Source organism: Kitasatospora sp. YST-16, assembly GCF_026802215.1.
GTDB classification, from domain to species: Bacteria; Actinomycetota; Actinomycetes; order Streptomycetales; family Streptomycetaceae; genus Kitasatospora; species Kitasatospora cineracea.
In genome coordinates, this window is the sequence record NZ_CP113837.1 from 5,765,183 (window position 1) to 5,791,584 (window position 26,402).

At 70.7% G+C, this 26,402-nt stretch carries 17 protein-coding genes; 13 read left to right on the forward strand and 4 right to left on the reverse strand.

Annotated elements, in window-relative coordinates; genetic code table 11:
- The first annotated feature begins 29 nt into the window (after positions 1-29).
- The 8 genes from OU787_RS26195 (at position 30) to OU787_RS26230 (ending at position 10,780) form a co-directional block, all read left to right on the forward strand.
- Positions 30-2,069, forward strand: coding sequence for a bifunctional aldolase/short-chain dehydrogenase (locus OU787_RS26195; protein WP_268660772.1), 2,040 nt, complete (start codon positions 30-32; stop codon positions 2,067-2,069).
- 178 nt (positions 2,070-2,247) lie between these two features.
- Positions 2,248-3,732, forward strand: coding sequence for a rhamnulokinase (locus tag OU787_RS26200; protein ID WP_268660773.1), 1,485 nt, complete (start codon positions 2,248-2,250; stop codon positions 3,730-3,732).
- 61 nt (positions 3,733-3,793) lie between these two features.
- Positions 3,794-4,549, forward strand: coding sequence for a (Fe-S)-binding protein (locus OU787_RS26205; RefSeq protein ID WP_268661929.1), 756 nt, complete (start codon positions 3,794-3,796; stop codon positions 4,547-4,549).
- Positions 4,546-6,003: a LutB/LldF family L-lactate oxidation iron-sulfur protein gene (locus OU787_RS26210; protein WP_268660774.1), complete on the forward strand. Its 1,458-nt coding sequence runs from the start codon at positions 4,546-4,548 to the stop codon at positions 6,001-6,003. Before OU787_RS26205 ends, OU787_RS26210 begins: the two co-directional genes overlap by 4 nt.
- Positions 6,000-6,635: a LutC/YkgG family protein gene (locus OU787_RS26215; RefSeq protein ID WP_268660775.1), complete on the forward strand. Its 636-nt coding sequence runs from the start codon at positions 6,000-6,002 to the stop codon at positions 6,633-6,635. Before OU787_RS26210 ends, OU787_RS26215 begins: the two co-directional genes overlap by 4 nt.
- Before the next feature lie 265 nt (positions 6,636-6,900).
- Complete coding sequence (locus OU787_RS26220; RefSeq protein ID WP_268660776.1) at positions 6,901-8,268, forward strand: dsDNA nuclease domain-containing protein; 1,368 nt, start codon at positions 6,901-6,903, stop codon at positions 8,266-8,268.
- Positions 8,265-8,840, forward strand: coding sequence for a hypothetical protein (locus OU787_RS26225; protein ID WP_268660777.1), 576 nt, complete (start codon positions 8,265-8,267; stop codon positions 8,838-8,840). The genes OU787_RS26220 and OU787_RS26225 overlap by 4 nt, the downstream gene beginning before the upstream one ends.
- Positions 8,840-10,780, forward strand: coding sequence for an AAA family ATPase (locus OU787_RS26230; RefSeq protein ID WP_268660778.1), 1,941 nt, complete (start codon positions 8,840-8,842; stop codon positions 10,778-10,780). The genes OU787_RS26225 and OU787_RS26230 overlap by 1 nt, the downstream gene beginning before the upstream one ends.
- 55 nt (positions 10,781-10,835) lie before the next feature.
- Here OU787_RS26230 and OU787_RS26235 read toward each other — a convergent pair whose 3' ends face one another.
- The 4 genes from OU787_RS26235 to OU787_RS26250 form a co-directional block, all read right to left on the reverse strand.
- A complete protein-coding gene (locus OU787_RS26235; protein WP_268660779.1) occupies positions 10,836-11,975 on the reverse strand; it encodes a hypothetical protein in 1,140 nt (379 codons plus the stop codon).
- Between the two features lie 119 nt (positions 11,976-12,094).
- Complete coding sequence (locus OU787_RS26240) at positions 12,095-13,345, reverse strand: site-specific integrase (RefSeq protein ID WP_442788560.1); 1,251 nt, start codon at positions 13,343-13,345, stop codon at positions 12,095-12,097.
- A gap of 1,107 nt (positions 13,346-14,452) precedes the next feature.
- On the reverse strand, positions 14,453-14,902 hold the full coding sequence (locus tag OU787_RS26245; RefSeq protein ID WP_268660781.1) for a transposase: 450 nt from the start codon (positions 14,900-14,902) through the stop codon (positions 14,453-14,455).
- The gene (locus OU787_RS26250) at positions 14,881-15,567 is read right to left on the reverse strand and encodes a hypothetical protein (RefSeq protein WP_268660782.1); all 687 of its coding nucleotides are present in this window, start codon (positions 15,565-15,567) and stop codon (positions 14,881-14,883) included. Before OU787_RS26250 ends, OU787_RS26245 begins: the two co-directional genes overlap by 22 nt.
- A 750-nt stretch (positions 15,568-16,317) precedes the next feature.
- On the opposite strand from OU787_RS26250, the gene OU787_RS26255 reads away from it, so the two are divergent.
- The 5 genes from OU787_RS26255 (at position 16,318) to OU787_RS26275 (ending at position 26,375) form a co-directional block, all read left to right on the forward strand.
- On the forward strand, positions 16,318-17,736 hold the full coding sequence (locus OU787_RS26255; protein WP_268660783.1) for a hypothetical protein: 1,419 nt from the start codon (positions 16,318-16,320) through the stop codon (positions 17,734-17,736).
- Positions 17,737-17,930: 194 nt separating this feature from the next.
- Entirely contained in the window at positions 17,931-19,568 is a 1,638-nt protein-coding gene (locus OU787_RS26260) for a TIGR02677 family protein (protein WP_268660784.1), read from the forward strand.
- The gene (locus OU787_RS26265; protein ID WP_268660785.1) at positions 19,568-20,896 is read left to right on the forward strand and encodes a TIGR02678 family protein; all 1,329 of its coding nucleotides are present in this window, start codon (positions 19,568-19,570) and stop codon (positions 20,894-20,896) included. The genes OU787_RS26260 and OU787_RS26265 overlap by 1 nt, the downstream gene beginning before the upstream one ends.
- Positions 20,893-25,101, forward strand: a complete 4,209-nt coding sequence (locus OU787_RS26270) for a TIGR02680 family protein (RefSeq protein ID WP_268660786.1) — start codon at positions 20,893-20,895, stop codon at positions 25,099-25,101. Before OU787_RS26265 ends, OU787_RS26270 begins: the two co-directional genes overlap by 4 nt.
- Positions 25,098-26,375, forward strand: a complete 1,278-nt coding sequence (locus tag OU787_RS26275; protein WP_268660787.1) for a TIGR02679 family protein — start codon at positions 25,098-25,100, stop codon at positions 26,373-26,375. Before OU787_RS26270 ends, OU787_RS26275 begins: the two co-directional genes overlap by 4 nt.
- Positions 26,376-26,402 lie beyond the last annotated feature (27 nt).

Genomic DNA, 26,402 nt, shown 5'->3' on the forward strand with positions numbered 1-26,402 from the left:
CCACTGGATCGACAAGGAAGACCCTCCCCATGGCACTGCACCCCGAGGTCGCCGCGTTGCTGGCGCGCTCGAACAAGCTCGGCGCGGACCCGCGCAACACCAACTACGCCGGCGGCAACACCTCCGCCAAGGGCACCGACACCGACCCCGCCACCGGCCGCGAGGCCGAACTGCTCTGGGTCAAGGGCTCCGGCGGCGACCTGGGCACCCTGACCGCCTCCGGCCTGGCCGCGCTGCGTCTGGACCGGCTGCGCTCCCTCGTCGACGTCTACCCGGGCGTGGAGCGCGAGGACGAGATGGTCGCCGCGTTCGACTACTGCCTGCACGGGCGCGGCGGCGCCGCCCCCTCCATCGACACCGCCATGCACGGCCTGGTCGACGCCGCGCACGTCGACCACCTGCACCCCGACTCCGGCATCGCCCTCGCGACCGCCGCCGACGGCGAGAAGCTCACCGCCGAGTGCTTCGGCGACACGGTGGTGTGGGTGCCCTGGCGCCGCCCCGGCTTCCAGCTCGGCCTGGACATCGCCGCCGTCAAGGCCGCCCACCCGCAGGCGATCGGCTGCATCCTCGGCGGCCACGGCATCACCGCCTGGGGCGGGAGCAGCGAGGAGTGCGAGGCCAACGCGCTGCACATCATCCGCACCGCCGAAGCCTTCCTCGCCGAGCGCGGCAAGCCGGAGCCGTTCGGCCCGGTCCTGGACGGCTACCAGGCCCTGCCGGGGGCGGAGCGGCGCGAGCGGGCCGCCGCCCTCGCGCCGCTGATCCGCGGCCTGGCCTCCACCGACCACCCGCAGGTCGGCCACTTCACCGACACCCCCGAGGTGCTGGACTTCCTGGCCCGGGCCGAGCACCCGCGGCTGGCCGCGCTCGGCACCTCCTGCCCCGACCACTTCCTGCGCACCAAGGTCGCCCCGCTGGTCCTCGACCTGCCCGCCGACGCACCCCTCGACGAGGCGGTCGCCCGGCTGCGCGAGCTGCACCAGCAGTACCGCACGGAGTACCGCGCCTACTACGACCGGCACGCCACCGCCGACTCCCCGGCGATCCGCGGCGCCGACCCGGCGATCGTCCTCGTCCCCGGCGTGGGCATGTTCTCCTTCGGCAAGGACAAGCAGACCGCCCGGGTCGCGGGCGAGTTCTACCTCAACGCGATCAACGTGATGCGCGGCGCCGAGGCCGTCTCCAGCTACGCCCCCATCGAGGAGGCGGAGAAGTTCCGCATCGAGTATTGGGCGCTGGAGGAAGCCAAGCTGCAGCGGATGCCGAAGCCCAAGCCGCTCGCCACCCGGGTCGCCCTGGTCACCGGCGCCGGCTCCGGCATCGGCCGGGCGATCGCCGAGCGGCTGGTCGCCGAGGGCGCCTGCGTCGTCGTCGCCGACCTGAACGCCGAGAACGCGGCGGCCGTCGCGCAGGAGCTGGGCGGACCGGACAAGGCGGTGGCGGTGACGGTCGACGTCACGGACGAAGCGCAGATCGCCGAGGCGTTCAAGGCCGCGGCGCTCGCCTTCGGCGGCGTCGACCTGGTCGTCAACAACGCGGGCATCTCCATCTCCAAGCCGCTGCTGGAGACCACCACCCGGGACTGGGACCTGCAGCACGACATCATGGCCCGCGGCTCCTTCCTGGTCTCCCGCGAGGCCGCCCGCACCATGATCGAGCAGGGACTGGGCGGCGACATCGTCTACATCGCCTCCAAGAACGCCGTCTTCGCCGGCCCGAACAACATCGCCTACTCCGCGACCAAGGCCGACCAGGCCCACCAGGTCCGCCTGCTGGCCGCCGAACTCGGCGAGCACGGCATCCGCGTCAACGGCGTCAACCCCGACGGCGTGGTGCGCGGCTCCGGGATCTTCGCGGGCGGCTGGGGCGCCCAGCGCGCCGCCACCTACGGCATCGAGGAGGACAAGCTCGGCGAGTTCTACGCCCAGCGCACCATCCTCAAGCGCGAGGTGCTGCCCGAGCACGTCGCGAACGCGGTCTTCGCCCTCACCGGCGGCGACCTGACCCACACCACCGGCCTGCACGTCCCGGTCGACGCGGGCGTCGCCGCGGCCTTCCTGCGCTGACACCCCCAGCAGCTCCGGCAGCCTCCGCGGTGACCGTTCCGTCATACGGGCCGCCGCGGACCGGCAGCCGGCGCGCACCGCCAGCTGTCTCCCGGAGCAACCGGCGCGGCCTGCGGACTGCCATCCGCGGGCCGCGCCACCTTTCCTTCAGCCACCGCACCTTCGAGGAACGTCCGCCGTGACAACACCTGCGCCCTCCACCCCACCCGCCGCCTTCGTTGCGGTGGACCTAGGCGCCACCAGCGGCAGAGTGATCGTCGGCCGCGTCGGCCCCGACACCCTGCACCTCACCGAGACCCACCGCTTCCCCAACACCCCCCTGCACCTACCCTCCGGGCTGCACTGGAACATCACCGCCCTCCACCAGAACGTCCTCGACGGCCTTCGCGAAGCCGCCCGCGAAGCCGACATCGTCTCCGTCGGTATCGACACCTGGGCCGTCGACTACGGACTCCTCGACGCCGACGGCGCCCTCATCGGCATCCCCCACCACTACCGCGACAGCCGCACCACCGCGATCGCCCAGCAGGTCAGAGACCGCGCAGGGGCCGCCCGCCTCTACGACATCACCGGCCTCCAACACCTCCCCTTCAACACGATCTTCCAACTCGCCGCCGCCCAGGAAGCCCCGCAGCTCGCCACCGCCCGCACCCTGCTGCTCATTCCTGACCTGCTGACCTACTGGCTCACCGGTTATCTCGGCGCCGAGGCCACCAACGCCTCCACCACCGGCCTCCTCGAGGCCCGCACCGGTACCTGGTCCAAGGACCTCACCGACTTCATCGGCATCGACCCCACCCTGCTGCTGCCCCTCCACGAACCCGGCACCCGCACCGGCACCCTGCTCCCGCACATCACCGCCGCCACCGGACTGCGCCCCGGCATCCCGGTCACCGCCGTCGCCTCCCACGACACCGCCTCGGCTGTCGCCGCCGTCCCCGCCACCACCGCCGACTTCGCCTACATCTCCTGCGGCACCTGGTCACTGGCCGGACTCGAACTCGACGCCCCCGTCCTCACCGAAGCGTCCCGTACTGCGAACTTCACCAACGAGCGCGGCATCGACGGCACCGTCCGCTACCTGCGCAACATCATGGGCCTGTGGCTGCTCAGCGAGAGCCAGCGCACCTGGAGCGCCCGTGGGCAGCGCCATCAGCTGCCCGAGCTGCTCGAACGCGCCGCCGCCGCCCGCCCCTTCGCCGCGCTCGTCAACCCCGACGCCCCCGAGTTCCTCGCCCCCGGCGACATGCCCGCCCGCCTCGCCGAGTACTGCGCCCGCACCGGCCAGCACCTGCCCGACGACCCGGGCGCCGTCGTCCGCTGCATCCTGGAGAGCCTCGCCCTCGCCCACCGCCACACCCTGCGCCGGGCCGCCGAACTGACCGGCAAGCCCATCCGCACCGTCCACCTCGTCGGCGGCGGCAGCCGCAACGAACTGCTCTGCCAGTTCACCGCCGACGCCACCGGCCTGCCCGTCATCGCCGGCCCCACCGAGGCCACCGCCATCGGCAACATCCTCGTCCAGGCCCGCACCCACGGCCTCGTCGCCGACCGCCGCGCCATGCGCCGCCTGGTCGCCCGCACCCAGCACCTCAAGCGCTACGAACCCAGCGGCGACACCCACGCCTGGGACTCCGCCGCCGCCCGCGTGGGACTGTCCTGACATGAACGAGGAACCCCGGATGAACCACCCGCCCCGCACCCGCGCCACCGACGGGACCAGAATGCGCGTCGCCCTCTTCGTCACCTGCATCAACGACGCCCTGCACCCTGATACCGGCCGGGCCGTGGTGAGCGTCCTCAACCGCCTCGGCGTCGACGTCGACTTCCCCGCCGCCCAGACCTGCTGCGGCCAGCCCCAGTACAACACCGGCTACCGGCGCGAGACCGAACCCCTGCTGCGCCGCACCGCCGATGCCTTCCAGGGCTACGACTACGTGGTGACCCCCTCGGGCTCCTGCGCGGCGATGGTCCGCGACAACTACCCGCGCATCGGCGCGAAGGCCGCAGCCGAGGGCCGCGGCAGCGAACTCGCCGACGCCGCAGCCGAACTGGCACCCCGGATGTACGAGTTCACCGAGTTCCTGGTCGACGTCCTCGGTGTCACCGACGTCGGCGCGCACTACCCGCACACCGTCACCTACCACCCCTCCTGCCACGGCCTGCGCATGCTCGGCCTGGGGGAGCGACCCCTGCAACTGCTGCGCGCGGTGCGCGGCCTGGACCTGGTCGAGCTGCCCGGCGCCCAGGAGTGCTGCGGCTTCGGCGGCACCTTCTCCGTCAAGAACCCGGACGTCTCCGCCGCGATGGGCGCGGACAAGGTCCGCAACGCGCTCTCCACCGGAGCCGACGTCCTGTGCGGGGCCGACAACTCCTGCCTGCTACACCTGGAGGGCACCCTGCGCCGCCAGGACGCCCCGCTGCGCACCGTTCACATCGCCGAGATCCTCGCCTCGACCGGCCCGGAGGCCCACGCATGAGCGGCACCTACCTCGGCATGCCGGCTTTCCCCAAGGCCGCCAAGGCGAGCACCCAGAACACCCAGCTGCGCGCGAACCTGACCCGCGCCACTCACACCATCCGCGACAAGCGGGCCGCGGCCGTCACCGAACTGGACGACTGGGCCGAGCTGCGCGCCGCCGGAAAGGCGATCAAGGACCGCACGCTGGCCCGCCTCGACCACTACCTGCTGCAGGCCGAGCAGGCGGTCACCGCGGCGGGCGGCACCGTGCACTGGGCCGCCGACGCCGCCGAGGCGAACCGGATCGTCGCCGACCTGGTCCGCGCCACCGGCGAGAGCGAGGTGGTCAAGGTCAAGTCGATGGCCACCCAGGAGATCGGCCTGAACGAGGCGCTGGCCGCCGAGGGCATCACCGCGTACGAGACCGACCTCGCCGAACTGATCGTGCAGCTCGGCGACGACCTGCCCTCGCACATCCTGGTGCCCGCGATCCACCGCAACCGCGCCGAGATCCGCGACATCTTCCAGGACGCGATGGGCCGCTGGGGCCGCCCCGCCCCCGAGGGCCTGACCGATTCCCCTGCCGAACTCGCCGAGGCCGCCCGCCTGCACCTGCGGGAGAAGTTCCTGCGCGCCAAAATCGCCGTCTCCGGCGCCAACTTCCTCGTCGCCGAGACCGGCACCCTGGTCGTCGTCGAGTCCGAGGGCAACGGCCGCATGTGCCTGACCCTGCCCGAGACCCTGATCTCCGTGGTCGGCATCGAGAAGGTCGTCCCGACCTGGCGCGACCTGGAGGTCTTCCTCCAACTGCTGCCCCGCTCCTCCACCGCCGAGCGGATGAACCCCTACACCTCGACGTGGACGGGCACCACGGACGGCGACGGCCCGCGCGCCTTCCACCTCGTGCTGCTCGACAACGGCCGCACCGACACCCTCGCCGACGAGGTCGGCCGCCAGGCCCTGCGCTGCATCCGCTGCTCCGCCTGCCTGAACGTCTGCCCCGTCTACGAACGGGCCGGCGGCCACGCCTACGGCTCCCCCTACCCCGGCCCGATCGGCGCCATCCTCACCCCGCAGCTGCGCGGCACCGCCAGCGAGGTGGACGCCTCGCTGCCGTACGCCTCCACGCTGTGCGGGGCCTGCTACGAGGTCTGCCCGGTCGCCATCGACATCCCCGAGGTCCTGGTCCACCTGCGCGAGAAGGTCGCCGACCAGGGCACCGGCCACCGCGCCGAGAAGGCCGCGATGAAGGCCGCGACCTGGCTGCTCGACCACCCCGCCGCCTACACGGCCGCGACCCGCGCCGCCACCCGCACCCGCGCCCTGCACCCCCGCCGCCTCCCGCTCCCCGGCCCCGCCAAGGCCTGGACCGACAGCCGCGACCTCCCCGCCCTCCCTGCCGAATCGTTCCGCGACTGGTGGAAGAACACCCACCCGGCCGGCCCCCGCACCGAAGGGAACGACCCCCAGTGAGCAGCTCCCGCGAACAGGTCCTCGCCCGCATCCGCGCCGCCCTCGCGGACCTCCCCGACACCCCCGACCAGCAGGACGTCCCACGCCACTACCAGGACGCCCACCTCCACGGCACCCCCGCCGAACTGCTGGACGTCCTCGCCGAGAACCTCGCCGACTACCGCGCCCTCGTCCACCGCTGCACGGAAGACGAACTGCCCGCCCTGCTCGCCCGGCTGCTGACCGACCGCGGGACCCGGACCGTCGCCGTCCCCGCAGGACTGCCCGAGCACTGGCTCGCCCGGACCCGGACCGAACAGCTCCACGACGACGGCGCCCTGACACCGAACCGCCTCGATGCCACCGACAGTGTCGTCACCGGCTGCGCCCTCGCCATCGCCGAGACTGGCACCCTCGTCCTCGACGCCGGCCCCGGCCAGGGCCGCCGCGTCCTCACCCTCGTCCCCGACCACCACGTCTGCGTCGTGCGCGCCGACCAGGTCGTCGCCTCCGTCCCCCAGGCCCTGCCCCGTCTCGACCCGCTGCGCCCGCAGACCTGGATCTCCGGGCCGTCCGCCACCAGCGACATCGAACTCGACCGTGTCGAGGGCGTCCACGGCCCCCGCACGCTGGAGGTCGTCATTCTCGGATGACCCGCAGCGGGCCCCGGAACCGGGGAACGGGGCGGGGTCAAGCCCTCGGGTAGGAGTGCGCCGTCTCGGACACGTGATCCGGCGACGGGGCACCCGCACCGGGTCCACCGAGAACGCACTGACCTGGTTCATCCATCGGGCCGCAGCGTTCCGATAACGGATGTGATCAACCAGTTACGGGCTGCGCAATCTGTGTGGTAGTTGTGGGGATCTTCCGCACCGGTCGTCTGCAGTCGATCGCGTGGTGGTTGGACAGGAGGCGGCAGTGGTTGATCTGGTCGTAGCCGAGACTGCCGACGGCCCTGATGAAGCCGACAAGGAAGAGTTCGTCCATCCGATTTTCCGGATGGTGCCGAAGGAGGACAGCGGGTCCGACACGCTGCGCAACTACCGGTACCAGACCGAGGTCACTGCCCAGACGTGCATCACCATGCTCACCGCAGACAACATTGACTACGTCGTCTGCGAATGGCACGAGGACTACGTTGTCGCCTACACGGACGGCTCGGTCGAACTCGTCTCGGTCAAACACCGCGCGAAGAGCCGGACGCCGTGGAACCTGCAGGAGATCTGCAAAGACGGCGGCCTGGCGCATCTCTTCGACCGCTGGCGGGCTTGCGACGGCGCGGGCAACGTCAGACTGCGCCTGGCCACGAACGCCGGCCTCGCCACAGGAAAGACCGGTGCGGCGGCGCTCGCCGCCATGTGCGGGCCCGACCCGAAGACCACCGTCGGGGTGGACGCCATGGCGGAGGCAGTCAGTCGGCACTTCCTCAAGATCCGCTTGCAGCAGCCCTACGCCACCATCCCCAAGGTCCCCGACGTATCCAAACTCGCCGACATCGTCATCCCGGCCGGCTTCACCGACCTGGTCAAATCCTTCTTCGCGGTGCTCCACATAGACGCCGAGCTGTCCTCCCGCGGAGACATCACGGACGTGAACCTGCAGAGGCTTCTACGGCCGGCGGTCGAACTCCTGCAGCGCGAGAACGTGGACATAGAAGCCACGTATTTGGCTGTGGTCGAACGCATCGACAAGGCGAACCGCGACGAGAGTGACCGCGCCCAGTACGCGGCCTACATCGCAGACCCGAGCAGGGTCCGCCACAACGTCCAAATCCAGCAGCGCATCGCCCGGCGCACGCTCTACCGCCGCACGATCCTCGACGAATTCGTCTCAAGTCGCGCTGCGGTGCCGACCTTCGCCCGGGGGAAAACCCCCATCGCGGCTCCGGGCGGGGCGAACCTGCGCAAGAAGCTCGCGCGCGGTGGAGTCCCTTCCGACCAGGCCGCCCACGCCGAACGTCTGCGCTCCGCCTGGTACACGACCTGGGAAGAGCACCGATCGGGCCTGGCGGGCGACACCAGCGACCTGGCGAACGTGAGCCTCGAAGTGGTCGACGCGGCCTTCGCCAGTCGCGACCAGGCGGAGAACGAAGCGCTCGACGGGGCGCCCTACGGCCGGCGCATGAACCAGCTCCTCACCCAGCGCCTCCTGCCCGAGAACCTCTCGTCGTCCCTGGCGTTCCCGGTCAACGGACAACACCTGCGCGGCCTGGCCTACGAACTCTGCGACCAGTGCGACTTCTACTTCTCCGAGCCGTTCGACACCTCCGAGGAGGAGGCATCGTGACGAGCCGCAGCGACGACCACACGGCCGCCATCGCGAGGGTCAGGGACCGGGCCCGCCGTCAGGAGATGCGCGAAGCCGGCTACCACGAGGCCCGCATCCTCCTGCTGATCGACAAGTTCACCACCGCGAAGAAAGGCTTGGACGGGCTCACCAAACTCGCCAAGCTCGACTTCCTGCTGCGCTACCCCGCCATGCTCGACCGCCTTCTCGCAGAGGACGACATCCACTGGCCGCAGGGAGCACAGCCCACCGCTTCCGAACGCCTCGCCGTCGAAAGCCGCATGACCCGGTACAAGTACGGCCCCTGGGACCAGCGCTACTACAGCATCCTCGGATCCCTCGCAGCCCGCGGCCTGATCACCTACAGCGGCGCGAACCGCGCGGAGTTCCGCGTCACCGCCGACGGCGCGATCGCCGCCACCGCGCTGACGGTAACCGACGAATGGGCCGTGGTCGCCCAGCGCATCGCCCTCCTGAAGCGGCACTTCAACAAGTCGGGAACAGCGTTGAAGACCCTCATCTACGACCGCCTGCCCGACGCGGTCGACAGGCCCTTGCGCACGGAGATCTGATGGCAACCCACCTCCGCTTCATCTCCCTGACCGTCACCACGGCCGACACCGAGAAGACCTACCGCTTCGACCAGCCGGCCACCGTCGTCAGCGGTGCCAGCGGCACCGGCAAATCCAGCCTGCTCATGCTGCTCAAGTACGCCATCGGCGGCAAAGCCATGCTGACCCCCGCCGTCCGCAACCACGTCCACTCAGTACAGGCCGAGGTGGTCGTCGGCGAGCAGCACATGACCCTCAAGCGGACCATCAACGACAGCCGGACCGACCACGTCGACGTCCTCGACCCCGAGACCCTCACGCTGCGCCGCACCCTCCCCATCCGCGACTCCGCCGGCGGAGAATCCCTCTCCGACCTGCTCCTGGAAGCGCTGCGATTCCCCCGCGAGAGCATCGCCACCACCCGCGAGGGGAAAGCCACCGAACGCGACCTCACCTTCGCCGACCTCTTCACATACGTCTACCGGGACGCCCGAGGGATCGACCAAGAGGTCGTCGGACACCTCGACACCTGGTTCAAGTCCGCGCGCACCCACCTCTTCAAGCTGATGTTCGGACTGACCGACAGCACCGTGCTGGAGCTCGGAAAACTCCTGGGCAGACTCAAGGAGCAACTCAAGGCGAAGACGGCCGAGTACGAAAGCGTCCAGCGCTTCCTGGCCGCCACCGACCCCCGAACCGACGAGGAACTCCGCGCCGAACTAGCCGACCTGCGCGACATGCTGCAGCGCGCCGACACCGCCCTCGCATCGCTGCGCCACGAACTGCAGGAAAGCAGTGCGGCCGACGCGGTCCTCCGCCAAGAACTGCGCACGGCGATCGAGGACGCGAGCAAGGCCACGCAGGAACTCCTGGCAGCCGAGGAACTCATCGAAGCCCGGGAAGCGGTCGTCGCTCAGATCGAACTCGACCTCTCCCGCCTGGAACGCTCCGCCACCGCCATCGAGAAGCTCCTGCCCTTCCACTTCGTCGTCTGCCCCCGATGCATGCAGAGACTCGACGCACGACCGGTGCCGGAAGACCACTGCCTGGTGTGCCTGCAGCCCGACCCCGCCGACGACGACGTCGACCCGGCCGCGGTCCAGCACACCCGCAACGCCTTGGAACAGCAACTCCAGGAGGCCCGAACCCTCCTGGCCGCCGACACCGAGGTGCTGAGCACCGCCCGCGAACGCGCTCAGCAGGCCGAATTCCTCACGCACAGCCTGCGTCGGCAACTTGACGCGCAGACCCGGGGGATGGTGTCTCCGCACTTCGAGGCGATCGCCGATGCCAGCGCCCGCGGAGCCACCCTCAGGGCGAGCATCGACGCGGTGACGCAGCTGCGTGACTCCTGGGCCAGAGCCCGCGCGATCGACCAGACCGTCCGCGACATCAAAGCCCGCCGCACCCGCGCCGCCGCCGACCAAAAAGCCCGACTCGCGGAACTCGCCGTACGCAAGGGGCTGGTCACCGACCTCAGCCGGAACTTCGACACTATGGTCGCCGAACTCCGCCCCGCCCCGTGGATCGAGTCCGCAACGATCGACCCCACGACCTACCTGCCACTGATCAACAATGGCTCGTTCGAGACCCTCCAGGCAGACGGGGGCGGCATCGTGACATGCATCAACGTCGCGTACAGCCTCACCCTTCTGGAATTCGGCATCACCCACCCCGACGTCCTCGTCCCGTCCCTGCTGATCATCGACTCACCACGCAAGGCATCGGGAACCAACGAGCAGGACCAAGAACGCGGCCGCCGCACCTACCGCCGCCTCCAGGCAATCGCTGAAACCTACGGCTCCCGAATCCAGCTGATCATCGCCGACAACGACTCCGCTCCCGTCCCCAGCAGCACCTTCGGAAAGATCGAACTCGACTACGACAACCCGACGGTGCCCGGCGTCGCCCACCCCGGCCCCGGACACACCGGCCGCGCGGAGGACGAACGCGAAAGCTGACAACGCCCAGCTCCTCGACAGGCTCTCGGACAACCGCAGCCTGATCGTGTTGCTGTCAGGCGCGAGAGCCCTCCGCCTGCTGGCGACTCAGGAGAGTCGTCGTGAGTTCGACGGTGGCGAGGTACCACCAGAAGATCCAGTCGAGGAACGCCGGGTCGTAGTCCTCCTGCTGGGATGCGTCCCGATGGCGGATCTCGAACTTGTTGGCGATCACGAACAGCGCCCCGTCGTCCGGCTTTCCGAGTTCGCTGCGGATGAGGTCGCGCCGCTCCTCCAGGATGCCCGCGAGCACGATCACCGCCGAGCGCTTCTCCTCGATGGACGCGCCGCGGCCGCGGTAGAGGGCGATGGCGTGTGTAGTGCGCTGCTTGATGTCGGGGTCGGCGACGGCGAGGGTACGGTGGACGAGGTCGGCGCGGGCGTCATCGGTGACCGCGACGAGCCGGCCCTGGTCCTCGCCCTCGTCGGCGAGTCGGTACTGAACGCCGGCACCCGCGAGCAGGCGGTTCACCCGCCATCGGTAGAGGACCCTGGCCGGGCCGACATGGAACTCGCGGTGGTGCCATCCGCATCCGTCCCAGGAGTGGAAGGTGCGATCCCGCGGCCGGGACACCAGATCGTGGAAAACCTCGACGAGACCGAAGAAGGTGTCCTCGTCCCAGTCCTTCGGCTCAAGAGGCCACAACTGGCCGACCCCCAGCCGCTGCTCCAGGACCTCGGCCGGGTCCGGCAGTTGCTCGTCGGAATCGACGCACTCCTCGCCGAAGTGCTCGGCGAGGTAGCCGTTGCCGAGCAACTCCATGACCAGCCGCGCGAAGCCAAACCGCACAGAAACCGGATCGGACGGCGCCGTCGGGGCGACCTGCCCGTTGCGGTGCGGCCAGTAGGGACGGGGCTCCGTGAACTGGCGGATCTCCTGCGCTCGGCCGATCAGTTCACGCAACCACATCTGCTGGGTGAGCACCGGAGCCTGGCTCCATGGATCCGCGCCTGCACCCCAGGGGTCGTCGGACTTCGGTGCCGTGGAGGGCAGGCTCTCGAAGTCCGAGCAGGCACTCGATCCCTGGAACGCCTCCGTGAGCAGCCACTCGGCCCGCGACACCCAGTCCCGCCGCCCGAGTGCCGCGATGCGGCCGGCCTCGGCAACGAACAGGTCGGCAGGCCAGACCAGTTCGTAACTGCTGAGATCTATCACGAGGACCCCTCCGTACCCGGTGCTGCGAGGCGGCGTCCCACGTGCTGGCCCGCACCGGGAGGATACCGGCGGCCCCGGACAACACCGCACAGATTTCCCGCACTTCCAGCAGCGCAGGGTCAGGCGGCCAGAGGTGTGACCTGTCGCCTATCGGTGACGCCCTCGCAGCGCTTGTCCGCTTGGTCGAGTGCGCTGCTGAGTGCGGTGACGGCATGGTCGGCGGAGTCTTTGAGGAGGTGTCCGTAGAGGTCGACGGTGATGGCGAGGTTGGAGTGGCGCAGTGTCTTGGAGACGACGGCGAGGGGGATGCCGGCGGCGATCATGATGCTGGCCGCGGTGTGGCGCAGGTCGTGCAGACCGATCTTCGGCAGGTCGAGTTCGGCAGTGCGTTTGCGGAGCTGATCGAGGACCCACTGAGGCCGAAGGGGCTCCCCGTCCGGGCGGGCGAAGACCAGCCCTTCGAGCCGGCCGTGGGGACCGGCGGCCATCTGGATGGCGGCCCGGCGGTGCAGGGCAGCCATGACTCTGGGGGAGAGGCTGATCCAGGCGCGGCTGGCTTCGGTCTTGGGTTCGCCGAGGTGGATCTTCCCGTTGTTGATGGCGGTCAGCGTCCAGCGGACGTAGAGCTTGCGGTCCATGAGGTGGACGTCGGACCAGTGCAGGGCGAGGATTTCGCCGCGGCGCATGCCGGTGCCGAGCATGACCTCGAACAGGTCGGTGAGCCGGTCCGCGTAGTGCTCCGCGTTGTGGCGCAGGAACGCCGCCGCCTGGTCGGGGGTCCAGCAGGTACGTTCGGCGGCGCGGGGCTTGGGCGGGACGGAGTGCTTGGCCGGGTTGTAGCGCAGCCGCCAGGTCCGTACCGCGTGGTTCAGGGCGCCTCGCAGCATGGCCACCGCGTGGTGGACGGTGGTGCGCCCGCGGCCGGCGGCGAGCTGCCTGCTCACCCAGGTGTCGATGTGCTTGGGGCGGAGGTCGAGGAGCAGCATGCCGCCGAACGCCGGGACCAGGTCGCGTTCGATGCACGCCCGGTAGCCGGCCCAGGTGTTCGGGGCCAGCGCCGGCCGCTTCGCCTCCAGCCACTCGTACAGGAACAGCCCGACGCGCAGCGTCCGGTCCTCGTACACGCCCCGGTACTCGGCATCCAGCACCCGCGCCATCTCCCGGGCCGCCTCCGCCCGGCTGGCGAACCCGCCCCGCCGCCGAGTCCGACGCTTGCCGTCCTCCGGCGCCAGGTCCACCGCGTACGTCCACCGGCCATGCGCGGTATCGGCGGCCAGCCGCGGACACCACGAACCCAACTGCTTCCCGGTGTTGCTGTCTTTGCACCCGCACCTGCGGTACACCCGACCACGCTTGGGACACTGCGCCATGGGCTCCTCCTCGAACCAAGTGGTGATGGCGTGTCCAGAGTTGCGGGAGTGGTGGGCGGGTCGGCAGAGCGTGCGGGGCGGGGCGTGGAGCACAGCGAGATCGACCGGCCGGGACACGCGCCGGCGACACGCCGTAAGGGTGATCACGCTGTGCGGATGGTGGGTAGAGCAGCTGATCGCGCACCATCCGCGCACCGGGTCGCCGCCGAGGAGGGTGGCCGCGGGCCGGGACAAGGCGTCTGCTGGCTGGCCGTGGGTTGTCGGGCTCGTACAACCCGGAGCACGTGCGGTGCGTGGCGCCGATTCTCGGGCTGGTCTTCGGAGTGAGCGGTGGCGAGCGCCGAGAATTTCTGCGAGACCGCAAGGAATTGGTGAGAGTGGGATTTTGTTGTGGCCATTCTTTGACTGGCGTTCGGTCTGGGTCAGATGGATTTCTCTCGGCGCTACCTGGCTTCTGCCTGGTGGCCCTCTGGGTGATCTGCAGGAATCGCTGGATCAGCGGCCGGAGTGGCGCTACCCTGGAGACATGAACGCCACCCGGACCCTCCGTCAAGCCCCTGACCTGGGGACCAGCTGGGGACCACACGTCGTGCGCGCTGCCGCGCGAGGTGCGCGAAACATGCTCGTCTGCACGCGCACGACGTGTGCGTGGGCGCATTTTGAGAGGTAATAGGATATCCCTACTAAACTGGGGGTCAAGGGGTCGCAGGTTCAAATCCTGTCGTCCCGACAGAGATGTCGGAAGGCCGTTGATCGGGAGAAATCCCCGATCAACGGCCTTTCTCGTGTTATCCCGTTGGTGGAGCTGGTCGCCTGCGGACGCCCCTAAGCGATCTTGCTGGGGGCCGGTGGGGGACCGATGCCCTTCGATCGTGAACGAGGGGCCGCCCCCAGTGTCGGCCCTGTCTCCGCAGCGGTCGTCTTGGGAGAGTGCGGATGCCCGCTTTTGATCCGTAGGCTCAACCCGAATACACCGGCCTGATGTGAGTGTGATCGTTTCGGAGGTTCGTTCGGGTTGGTCGGCGGATGGGCGTCGGGTATCCGCTGGTCTGCTCAGCTCTTCCACGTTCGTCCTGGTCGGGCCCTCGCGGGCGGTGGCCGAGGTGGTCAGCGTGTCGGCGGCGGGTGGACGGCGTGGAACAGGCGGGTGAAGGCGTGCTGCCAGGGCCGTCGGGTCGGTGGGTGGAGTGTCAGCCTGCGTGCGGTGCGGGCGAGTCGGGCCGGGATGTGGACCAGATGCGTGCGGATCGTGGCCGTGGTCGCCTTCGCGTGGAAGGCTCCGGTGAGTGCGTCGGCGGCTCGCAGCAGGTTGTGCGCGATCGCCCGCAGAGTCAGCCGCGCGGCGTTGGCTTGGAAGTCTCCGGAGGGCGGGTGGGCCGGCGCGGAGCCTTTGCCATCAGCGATCACCTGCTCGATCGTGGCGTGCTGCCGGTGCTGGAGTTCGGTCTGGAGCGTCTCGAAGGGGCTGTCGGTGAAGAGCGTGCGGTAACGCCAGGCGGTGAACAACTCGCCCTGCCCGGCGGCGGTTTCGGCGCTCAGTCGTCGGACGTGGCGCACGATCGACCGGGCGGTGACGTGCTCGGTCTTCCGGCGTCCGGTGAACGAGGTGTACTCGGTCTCGGCGGTCTCGGCGGTGAACGGCCGGCGCCGCGGGCGTCCGTGGCCTTCCCGCGCCGCAGCCGCACCGCCGCGACCACTGGCCGCGCGAGCGGGGTCGACAGCGTTGCCAGGAGTGGGTGCAGGGTGCGTACCCCCTTGAAGCGGCAGACCTCGGCGCCCTGCTTGGCCCGGCCGAACATCCGCCGGTGTGTGGGATCGACATCGACGAACGCCACCTCGCCGATGCCGGGCAGCAGCGGCGTCGATGAGGCCAAGCGGTCGAGGAAATCGCGGTGCACGCAGTGGAGTTGGCGGTTGTGTCCGTGGGTGAAGGCGCGCAGGAACGTGCCGAGTGGCGACGGTGCGCGTACCCCGCCGAAGAGCCTGGCCGTCGCCCCGTGCCGCAGCCGGTCGGCGTCGCCGATCGAGTCGGCCCTGGCGCACATCGCCGCGACCAGTGTCATCGCCTTCGCTGTCGCGTTCGCTCCGGCGCTGTTCGCCGCCTGCCCGATCCGGATCCGGCCGGCTACCAAGCCCGGCAGGCCGAGCCGCTCGGCCAGGCGAACCAGCGGGACCGACCCTGCGTCCGCGAGCAGGTTCCGTTCGTCGAACGCGAGTAACACCGCTCGCGACGGCACGAGAGATTGCACCCCGGAGATGCCTCTCTGATCAAGTGGATGTAACCCTAGACAAGTCACATCTTCCCAGGTCAGATGGCATCTCCGTTTTCATGTCCGACCCCTGGAGCGGCAATTGGCCGGTGCATCCGGGCTCAGGGCGAAGGCCCGGGCTTGCCTTGCCCGCAAGGGCGACCGCGACTGGACCGCCCCTGTCCGGTTCGCGACCTCCCGGCCCAAGCAGGGAGCCCGCTGAATCTGGCGTCGGCCACCTGCCGTCTCCATGGCAGAACCGTTCTGCCACTGGCAGTCGGCCGTCTCTCGGAGCACTCGCTCGCAGAGTCCCGAGCCAGCCAACGACCTGGGCCACCCGGGGTTAAAGCCTTTTCCGGCCGAGGTGACGGGACGGCCCTGGCTACGTGGAGAGGAGACCCGGATGGGCTCCTGCATCTGCAACCTGATCGGGAATGGCCCTGATTGCCTGGGAAGGAGTCGAGCGCGGCCAGGACGCGAAGTTCGATCGCTGTAACAGGCGAGGCCAGCCGGGTCGCTCCGCTCTAGATGCTTGCCTGCTCAGGTTTCCCGCGGAGGGAAAACAGGTGCGCGTCTCGGCCAAAAGATCCTCAGCGTTCCACCGAGATGCCCCAAGGAATCCCTGATCAATACTGGTGGTAGCTCGGCCCGGAACGGTTTTCGCCGGGTATCGCGCTGATGCGTACTTGCGTGCGCCCGTCCGGCGCTTCCTACGGTGCGGGAATGCAGACCGAAGAGGTGTTGGCCGAGCTGAACCGTCCCCGCTCCGTCCGGGTGGCGTCGAGTACCGTGCTGGCGGCCAAGGTTGGTACGGCCGCTGCGGCGATCGACCGCGCGCGGGCCAGGAGGGCGAAGAAGAAGGGGACGGCGAACGACGAACCCGCACGCCGCAAGCCAAGCCTGGTGCCGCTGCGCGATGGTGGTGATCTGGTGGTCACGGCCTGGGAACTGCTCGGGGTACTGGCCCGGGCTACCGCGCTGGCGCGACAGGGGCGGGGGCGGGGGATCGCCGAGCACTGGCAGATCCTCAAGTACTGTGCCGCGCTCGGTACGGACAGCCTCGGGGCGATGCGGCTGTCGAAGGGCGGCCTGCTGCCGGAGCGGTCGTACCGGGGCATGCAGGCGCGGGAGCTGGGGCGGGCCTTCGGGCTGGTGGTGGCGGAGCGGGCGGTCCGGGAGCGCTTCCCCGACCGGATCGTGTCCACGGTCGACGCTGAGCCGGTGCTGCTGGCGGGGTTCGCCCGCAGCGGCAAGGGCCTGCCCAACCTGGGGGCCAGGCCCCGGCCGGACTACTTCATCGAGGCGTGGCGGCCCGGGGCGCCGTCCCGGCTGTTTGCCGTCACCGTGAACGGCAACCATCAGGTGGCCACCAAGCGGACGGGCGCGACCGACCGCACCAGCTACAACCAGCTGGCCCGGGGGGCGGAGCGAGCGGAGAACTTCCAACTCGCCGCCTGGAACGACGTCCCGTGTCTGCTGCTGTCGACCGAACTGCTCGCCACCGACGGCATCACCGTCCACGCGCTGCGGGCCAGGGGCGAGGGCCTGTTGCCGATCAGGCCCGCCACGGGCAGGGGGAGCGCCGACGAGCGGCCCCGGAAGCACAATCCGCCCTACGTCAACGCCGTCCAGGTGCCGCCCGTGGAAGGGCGGTTGGGCCGGGTACAGGACGGGTTCGCGATCCCGGCCGAGTACGCGGCCTGGTTCGGGCGGGTGGTGGCGCACGTCGGGGCGGCGAGCCGGCTCGCGCTGGCGGGCGGCGGTAAGCACATCGCCTGGTACCTGACCGAGGACCAGGGCCGCAGTCACTACGACATCGACACCTTCGCGGGGGCGGACAGTGTCCACGACGCGGAGAACCGGTTCGGTGCCGTCCGCTACGTCGGTACCGACCAGGTGTTCCGGCTCGGCGGGCTCCGGGTGGAGGCGTTCTCCGGGATGGCGGATCGCCTGTACGACCTCCTGAAGGATCAGGAGGTCGAGGAGTACCGGCGGGAGGCGTACCGGCTGCGCGGACAGCTGCCGCGCGGCGGGGACGAGCACTGGTCGGAGGTCTCGTTCGGTGACGACGGCAGCGTGCTCGCGATCCGGATCGTGCCTGACCAGGGCGGGGCAGTGCGGACTCCGGAAGCCGACCGGTAGCACGAAAGCGGTACCCCGTGGCCGCGGAGGGCCGCGGCCACGGGGTACCGGCTTTCGAGCGGGACGGAGCCCGCGGGCTGTGGTCACAACAGACCGTGGGCCCGTCCGCCGACCGGAACGGTGGAGGGCGGAACGGTGATCGACTTTCCGGGTTCGGGGCCGAGGTTTTCACGGCGTCTCGTAACCTCGACCCCATGGACCACCCAGTCCCGCACCACTCGGACGAACCCCCGTACCCAGCTGCTTCGTTGCCGTCGGCCGGTGACGGTGCCTGGCAGCGCCTCGCCGCATACTCCTACCTGAGCGCCCCCGAGCGCTTCGAGTACGTGGCCGTTATGCGGGTTTTCTGCTCGACGCTCCTCGCGGACCTCGCCGTGCCGGACGTGGTGGCCAGACTCGCCCGGGATGCGGCGTGGAACGGGCAACCCAGTGCCGAGGTGGTGACGGCGCGGCTGGAGCAACTGGTGAAGTGGGGAAACCTACTGCGCAGCAGTCACACGGTGAAGGCCACCAGCATTGCCGAGTACCAGCGCTCGCGCGCCCGGTACCAGCTCTCGAAGCTCGGTGAGCAGGTGCAACGCGACGCCGAGGAGGTGCTGGCGAACGCCGATGCCGCGCGCGAGGTGAGCAGTGAGCTACTGGCCCTGGTCGACCGGGGGTTGCAGGAGATCGCCACTGCGGTCAGTCGGCCGGGTGGCGCCGATGCGCAGGAGGCGCTCGAGAAGGTCAGCACGCTGTTCGTGCAGTTCGCCGAATTCGCCGATTCAGTAAGGGACTTCTACGCCTACCTCGGCCAGGTGCTGGCCCGGTACGACCTGGACGGCGCCGAGTACCAGGGTTTCAAGGAACTGCTGCTGGACTACGTGGAGGCGATCACGGAGGAGGTTTCCTTCCGGTCACCGAGGATCGCGGCCACCCTGGGCCGGCTCTGGCCGGACCTGGAGGGGTTGCTCAAACTGATCGGCGCGCACGCCACGGGGCTGGGCTCCCTGGGGGAGGGACTGCCCGAGATTCGCGTGCAGCGCAGCCGGGGGCGCGAACTCGCCGACTGGGAAGCGCTGCGCGACTGGTTCGTGGACACGAACGGGCGCGGCAGCCAGGTCGACCAGCTACGGGACGCGACGTTGCGCGCGCTGCAGTCGTTGCTGGCCAACGCCAAGCGGATGCTACGTTCGGCGGCAGGGGAGATGTCGCGCCGCCGAGACCTGCTGCGGCTGGCGGCCTGGTTCGACGCCGCCGACCCCGAGGAGGCGCACGACCTCGCAGTCGCGGCCTTCGGGCTCTACAGCGCACGGCACCTCGGCCTCGCTCCGGATCCGGACGGCACCGTGCCCGCCTACGTCAGCTGGTGGAGCGGCCCGACGGTCGAGGTGCCGGTGGCGCTGCGCGAACGCGGCAGCCGGGCACCGCGCGGCCGGGCGGCAGCAGTGGAGGACCACTCGGAGCAGAAGGCCCGGCTGCTCTCGGCGGCCCGTGAGCAGGCCACCGCCCGGCGGGAGGCGGCCGACGAACTCCGCAGCGTTGCCGACCGGTTCAGCCAGGTGCGGCTGAGCGCTCCCGCCATGGCCCTGCTGCTGGAACTGTTGACCGCGGCGCTCGGGAATTCGATGCTGCAGTGGGCCGAGGAGCCCGCGCCGCACGGCTTCGGCCTGCAGGACGCTCATGCCGTCGAAGCCGAACTGGACCTGCGCCTGACGTTGCGCCGGGTACCGGGACGCACGACCGTGCTGCGCTCGGTCGACGGGGACCTGGCGGTCGACGACGTCGAGATCGGGATCACCGCCGCAGAAGGGACCGGCCCGGGCAGCGCGGTCCAGGAGGTGAGTGCCTGATGGCGCTGCCCTCGTCGCACGACGTCGCCCTCACCGCCGAGCGGCGCATCGCAGCCCGCCTGCTGCTGCGCCACCCGCTGGTCACTGCCGACGGGCCGCACGCCGACACCTTCCCGCTGGTGCGCCGACACGCGGACTGGCTGGTCCAGCGGTTCCAACAGGTTCTGGGTTACCGCCTGCTGGTGGAGGCATCGTACGCGCGTCTGTTCAAGGCGGGTCTCGGACCGGGAGCTGGGCACCGAATCGAGCGTTCGACCGGTACTCCGTTCACGCCGCGCACCTACGCCTACCTGGCGCTCGCCCTGTCCGTGCTGGTGACCGCACCCGAACAACTGCTGCTGTCCCGGCTGGTGACCGACCTGCGGGCGGCAGCAGCCGACGCGGGCCTGGTGCTCGATGATTCCGGCCGGGCGGTGGAGAAGCGCGCCCTCGCGGCGGCCCTTCGCCAACTCGTCCTCTGGGGAGCGTTGACCGAGACCGAAGGGAGTGTCGGCTCGGTTGCTGCGGAGCAGGACGGCGAGGCCCTGTTGACCGTCGACCGGGACATCGCCCGCTCGATCGTGGCAGGTCCCCTGAGCCACAGCAGCGACGGCGCTGACCTCGTCCTGCGCGCCGCCGACCCCGGATTCGGCGGGCCGCGGACCTACGTGCGCCGGCAATTGGTGGAGACCTCCGCTGTCTACCTCGACGAGCTCACCGACGCCGAACGCGAATGGCTGCGCACCCGTCAGCGACGAGAGGCCCAGGCCTTCGCCGAACTGCTCGGACTGGAAGCCGAGATCCGCGCCGAGGGCATCGCCATGATCGACCCGGAGGACGAGCTGACGGACCTCCAACTCCCCGGTACCGGGACGGTCGCACAGGCCGCGCTGCTCCTGGTCGACCGCTTGGTGGCACGGTTGCGCCCCGAGGGAGCGGGCCATCCGGCGACCGGTGGCCGCCTGATCGTGGGCGTGCCGATCCCGCCGGGTCTGGTCGGCGAACTGGTCGACGAGTTGCTCGGCCAGTACGGGCAGCGCGCGAACTGGCACCGCGGATACCTGGAGGACCCGTCCGCCCTGCGCGCCGACGCCCTCGAATTCCTCAGCCGCATGCGGCTGGTGGCCCGGGCGGGCCGACTGCGTTCCGACGGCCACGGAGTGCCGCCGGAGTACCAGGTCTCAGCCGGTGACGGTCGGGCGGTCACCGATGTGTCGACGGCTCGGCCCGGCACCACCGGCGAGTGGGTGCTGCTCGCCGCCGCTGCCCGGTACGCCACCACCGTCTCGATCAAGCGCGCCGATCGACGGCCCCCGCAGACCGACCGCAACGGAGAGACCCCCACGTGAGCCGGAACCAGCAGCCCCTGCAGCACACGGCCCCGCACCGCTTCCGGCTCAACCGGGCCGGGATCCTCAACGTCTGGCAGTACGACCGGCAGGAGTTCCTGTTCGGCGGCGGCCGCCTGCTGCTGCGCGGGAAGAACGGCGCGGGCAAGTCCAAGGCCCTGGAGATGCTGCTGCCCTACCTGCTCGACGCGGACGTCCGCGCCCTCGACGCGACCGGTACCGGCCGCACCACGCTGACCTGGCTGATGCTCGACGGCTTCCAGCAGACCAACCGTCTCGGGTACCTGTGGGTCGAGTTCCGGCGGGTGGACGAGGACGGTACCGAGCACCATCTGACGGTCGGCGCTGCGGTCAGTGCGTCGAAGTCCACCAACGCGGCCAAGCCGTTCTTCTTCACGACCCCCCTGCGGGTGGGGGAGGACCTCGACCTCGTCGAGTCCGGGCAGCCGTTGCCGTTGGAGCGGCTGCGGGCCGCCGTCGGCGCCGACAACGTGCTGGACCGGCCCGCCGACCACCGTGCCAGGGTGGCCCGCGAACTGTTCGGACTGGCCGATGCCGCCCGCTACCGCAACCTCACCCAGCTGCTGCACCGACTGCGCCGCCCGACCACCGGAGACCGGATCGAGTCCGGCGGTCTGGTGACCGTCCTCGGCGAGACCCTGCCGGCGCTCGACGAGAACGTGATCGACAGCGTCGCCCGCAACCTCGACGACCTCGACAGTGTCCGGACCGACCTCGGCCGTCTGGAGCGGACCGACGAGGCACTGCGCCGGTTCCTGGGCAGCTACCGCGGATACCTTCAAGGTGCCCTGCGTCGGAGGTCGAACGAGGTCCTCGCCGAGCTTCACACGCTCGCCGAGCGCAGGCTCGCCGCCGGAGAGGCCACCAGGAAGGTCGCCGCGCTGCGCGCCGAGGAGGCCGAAGCCGCTGAGCGGTACGACGGGCTGGAGCAAGAACACACGTCGGCCGAGGCGAACCTGGCCACCCTGCGGGCGAGTTCCGGTTACCGGAGCCTGCACGAGTTGGGCGAGCGACGCCGCACCGTCGCGGCGATCCAAACGACGGCCCAGGCCACTCACAAGGCGCTCGGACGCGCCCACGACGCGCAGACGGCCGCCGGGGCCGCGCTCACCGCAGGAGCCGCGCGGACCGCGGGACAACTGCGCGAGCTCGGCGAGGCCCACCGCGAACTGTGCGGGCAGGCCGAACGGTCCGGACTGGCGTCTGTGCACTTCGGCGACCCGGTCGGTGGCAGCGCCTCAGTGCTTGCCGCGGTGGCCGAGCAGGAGATCACCGATCCGGACGGCGACACCGCTCTCGTCCACACCGAGCGGGTGGAGGCATTCGACACCACCGGGACAACGGCCTCCTTGCGTGCCTGGAGCACCCGACTCACCGCCGCCGAACCGGTGGTGAAGACCCGGCTCCGTACTGTCTCGGAACTCGCGGGCCTCCTCGACGGGCTGCGCGAGGCCGAAACGAGGGCGCGGGAGGCCGACACCGAGCACGAACGCCTGGAGGAGCAGGTTCAGGCCCAGGCGGCCCGGGTTACGGAGCGCGAAGCGGCGGTCGTCACGGCGAGTGCGGCGTACGCGTCCGAGATCGAGGCATGGGCGGACCGGCTGGAGGAGCGATCGGGGGCACCCGCTGACGGCGTGCGCACTGCGGTAGGACGCGACCTGGCTGCGGAAGCGTCCTTCGAAGACCGTACGCTGCCCGTCTCGGTCGCCGAAGAGGTGGCGTCCGCTGCGTTCCGGGCGCTCGAGCCGTACCGGCGCGACCTGGAGGACCGGCGGGAGGGGGCCGCTCTCCGCTCACGCGACCTCACCCGGGTGCTCGACGCCGTCCGCGCAGAGAAAGCCGAATGGGAGGAGCGCAGCGACCCGGTCCCGCCCGAGCCACCGCACCGTGACGCCCCCCGAACCCCGAGCACCGGCGCCCCGCTGTACCGGCTCGTAGACTTCGCCCCGCAGCTGAGCGAGGCGGAACGAGCCGGTATCGAGGCGGCATTGGAGGCATCGGGGATCCTGGACGCCTGGATCGGCGCGGACGGTGTGCTGCCCGACCCGCTCGTCCAGGACACCGTGCTCACCGCCACCATGCCTGCCGTCGGCCCGTCACTCGCCGAGGTGCTGCACCCCGTACCTACCGGTGACAGCAGCGTGGCCGCAGCACAGGTCGCCCGTATCCTGGCGGCCGTCGCCCTGGTGCCGGCCGGTGCCCCACTCGGCACGGCAGCGGGCGGAGCGGTGAGCGCGGACGGCCGCTGGCGGCTCGGCGTCACCGGCGGTGCCCACACCAAGCCGGTGGCGGAGTACGTCGGCGCGGAGGTTCGGGCGCAGACCCGCCTGCGTCGCATTGCGGAACTCGCCGAACGCCTCGTGGGGCTCGAAGAACAGGCACGGGCCGCGCGGTCCGAGGTGAAGGAACTCGCCGAGCTCCAAGAGGACTTCGAACTGCTGCGGCGTCCGCCGCGCGAGCAGCGGCTCACCGGTGCCTGGGCACGCCTGGAGGAGACCGAGCGGGTCGCGGCCGGCCTACGGCGACAAGCCGCGACGGCGGCCCGCACCGCCCAGGACGCCCGCTCCGCCTACGTCGACGCCCGCCGCCGCGCCGAAGCCACCGCCACCGCGCACGACCTGCCGGCCGACCGGGACGCGCTGCTCACCGTACGGTCCGCGCTGGAGGCACTGGCCGGCGGCACCCGACGACTGCGCGTTCGCGTGGACGCCACCGCCGAGGGCCTCGCCGCCCACCGCGACGAACGCCGCAGCTACGAACGGGCCCGCACCGCCCGAGAGGAAGCAGAGCTGGACCATACGCGGCGGGCGGACGAATTGGCGAAGGCCCGCCGGGAGATCCGCACACTGGAGAGCGCGGTCGGAGCGACCGAGCAGGACATCCTCGCCGAGGAAGAGACCATTGTCCGGCGCCTCGACGAGATCGGCGAAGAACTGCCCGAGGCGCGGCGCACGGCCGGGCGCCTGCATGACGACGTGGTGCGCGGCGAACTGGACGAGCGGACCAGGCGCGAGGAGCTCCGGGCGCAGGAGGCCGAGGTGATCCGGTGCGGACGCGCCCTGCGGACCACCCTGGCCACACCCGACATCGTGCGCGGCGCGGCACTGAACGAGTTCGCGGGCGAGCTGTCGAGTCCGGACCCGACCCAGGAGGACGCCAGGACCAGGCTGCGGGCCCTGCAGACCCTCGTCGAGGCGGTGCAGCGCGGCCTGGACCCCGAGCGCCGCGACATCTCCGACACCGCGCTGCTCAACCGGTTCAACGAATTGCGCGACCAACTCGCCGGCGGCTACGACGCGACCCTGGAGGAGCCCGACGGCATCAAGGTCTGCCACCTCGTCGACGACACCGGCCCGCACGACGTGGCGCTGGTCGGCGAACGCATCGCCCGGCAGGCCGATGACGCCCGGGCCCGGCTCACCGACCGCGAGCGGGAAGTCTTCCAACGCTTCCTCACCGGGGAGCTGGGCGACCACCTGTCCACCCAACTGCTCGCCGCGGGAGCGCTGGTCGACGCGCTCAACACCACCCTGCGATCCGTCCGCACCTCGCACGGCCTCGGCGTGGAACTCGACTGGCGACTGGCCGACACCGTCGACGCGGACGTCCGGGCAGCCGTCGAACTGCTGCGCAGCCCCTCGGGGTTGCGCACCCGCGAGCAGACGGAGCAACTGAGGGAGATCCTGCAGCGCCGCATCGAGGACGCCCGTCGCGCCGACCCGGCCGTGGGCTACGCCGCGCACCTGCGGACCGCGCTCGACTACCGGACGTGGTTCACCTTCCAGCCGTGGGTGCTGGACGACACCTCCACCGCCCGCCGACGAAAGTTCACCGGGCGGACCGGGCTCAGCCAGGGCGAGCAGCGGGTCCTCTCCTACCTCGCACTCTTCGCGGCCGCGGCCGCCCACTTCACCACGCTCGCCGAGGCCGCCCCGCAAGTGCCCCGGTTGATCCTCCTCGACGACGCCTTCGCCAAGGTCGACGAGCCCACCCACGGAAGGTTGGGCCGCATCCTCGTCGACCTCGACCTCGACTTCGTACTGACCAGCGAACGCCTGATGGGCACCTGGCCCGACGTGCCGGCACTCCACATCTACGAGTGCCTGCGCGACCCGCACGTGCGCGGTGTCGCCACGCTCCACTACACCTGGAACGGACGCAACCGCCGTCTGGTGACCGTGTGACGCTCCCGCCGCAGACCCGCGCATTCCTCGCCCGGCCGGACCTCGCCCGGTTGTGGACAGCTGTCCACCACCGCCTGGAGCGCAACGGAATCCAGCCCAGCGGCAGCATCCGGCTGACCGGCTGCACCGCAGCCGAGCGCGAGGCCCTGTCCCTGCTGCTCGGCCGCCGGGTCACCACCGCCGCCACCACGATCCCGCTGGCGGACCTGGACAGCAGGCTGCGCGACACCGCAGCGGACTGCGGACTGGCCGCAACTGTCGAACAGCTGGGACTGCCGCTGACCGACCTGCGGGCGGCACGGGACACCGGACGGCAGGAGCGGACCGCGCTGTGGACGGCGGCCGAAGCGGCGGTCGCCGCATCCCCGTTGACCGGCCAGGACTGGGTAGGCGGCTGGCTCGACGACCTGCGCCGCACCGGCGCACTCGGCAGGCTCGCGCCCCAGGATGCGGTGGACCTGCTTCACCGGGCGATCCGAGTCCTCAGTCTCCTCCGGTCCGATCGAGGAGAGGAGGCGGCGCCGTACGGCCGCGGGGAACTCGCGACCCGGGTGACCGGCACGGCACACGGCCTGGACGACGACACGGTCCTGTCCCGCCTGGTCCTACGCGGCCTCGCACGGGCCACCGGCAGCGAACCGCCCGAGCACGCGCCTGGTCGGCGGGCTTTGTGGCGGGCCGCAGCCGTCGTCCCCGACGAGGTGTCGAGCACCGTGCTCACCTACGGTCTGCGCCCCGTGGGCCGCGGCTGGCGCGAACGGGCCCTGCGGGAACGGGCCGACCACCGTGCCGAAACCCACCTGACCCTGCGTGAACTGCGAGAGCTGGACGTCGTACCGTCCTCCGACACCCTGGTACACATCTGTGAGAACCCCCGAGTGGTCGAGGCTGCGGCCGAGGCCCGCTGCGGGGGCACTCTGGTCTGCACCTCGGGCAGCGCCTCCACCGTCGTTCTCGAACTCCTCGACACCCTCGCGGCCGCCGGCCTGCAACTGCGCTACCACGGCGACTTCGACTGGCCCGGCATCACGCTCGCCAACCGCGTCATCCGACGCTACGCGGCCCTGCCCTGGCGGATGGCAGCCGAGGACTACGAACAACTCGCCGCCCACGCCCGGGACCAGGGCAGCCCCGGCCTCCCGCTCGTCGGCGTCCCGGTGGAGGCGAGCTGGGACGCGGACCTCGCCGCCGCCATGACGGCACTGAACGTGGCCCTGCACGAGGAATCGGCGCTCGACCGGCTCATCGCCGACCTGGCTCCGGGAACACCCTGATCTTCGGACCCGACCTGGAGCTGGCCG

Bases quoted from the DNA above. Each gene is read 5' to 3' on its own strand.
- OU787_RS26195 (WP_268660772.1), top strand. From the start codon at position 30: ATGGCACTGCACCCCGAGGTCGCCGCGTTGCTGGCGCGCTCGAACAAG.
- OU787_RS26205 (WP_268661929.1), top strand. From the start codon at position 3,794: ATGCGCGTCGCCCTCTTCGTCACCTGCATCAACGACGCCCTGCACCCT.
- OU787_RS26210 (WP_268660774.1), top strand. From the start codon at position 4,546: ATGAGCGGCACCTACCTCGGCATGCCGGCTTTCCCCAAGGCCGCCAAG.
- OU787_RS26230 (WP_268660778.1), top strand. From the start codon at position 8,840: ATGGCAACCCACCTCCGCTTCATCTCCCTGACCGTCACCACGGCCGAC.
- OU787_RS26240 (WP_442788560.1), bottom strand. From the start codon at position 13,345: ATGGCGCAGTGTCCCAAGCGTGGTCGGGTGTACCGCAGGTGCGGGTGC.
- OU787_RS26255 (WP_268660783.1), top strand. From the start codon at position 16,318: ATGCAGACCGAAGAGGTGTTGGCCGAGCTGAACCGTCCCCGCTCCGTC.
- OU787_RS26260 (WP_268660784.1), top strand. From the start codon at position 17,931: ATGGACCACCCAGTCCCGCACCACTCGGACGAACCCCCGTACCCAGCT.
- OU787_RS26265 (WP_268660785.1), top strand. From the start codon at position 19,568: ATGGCGCTGCCCTCGTCGCACGACGTCGCCCTCACCGCCGAGCGGCGC.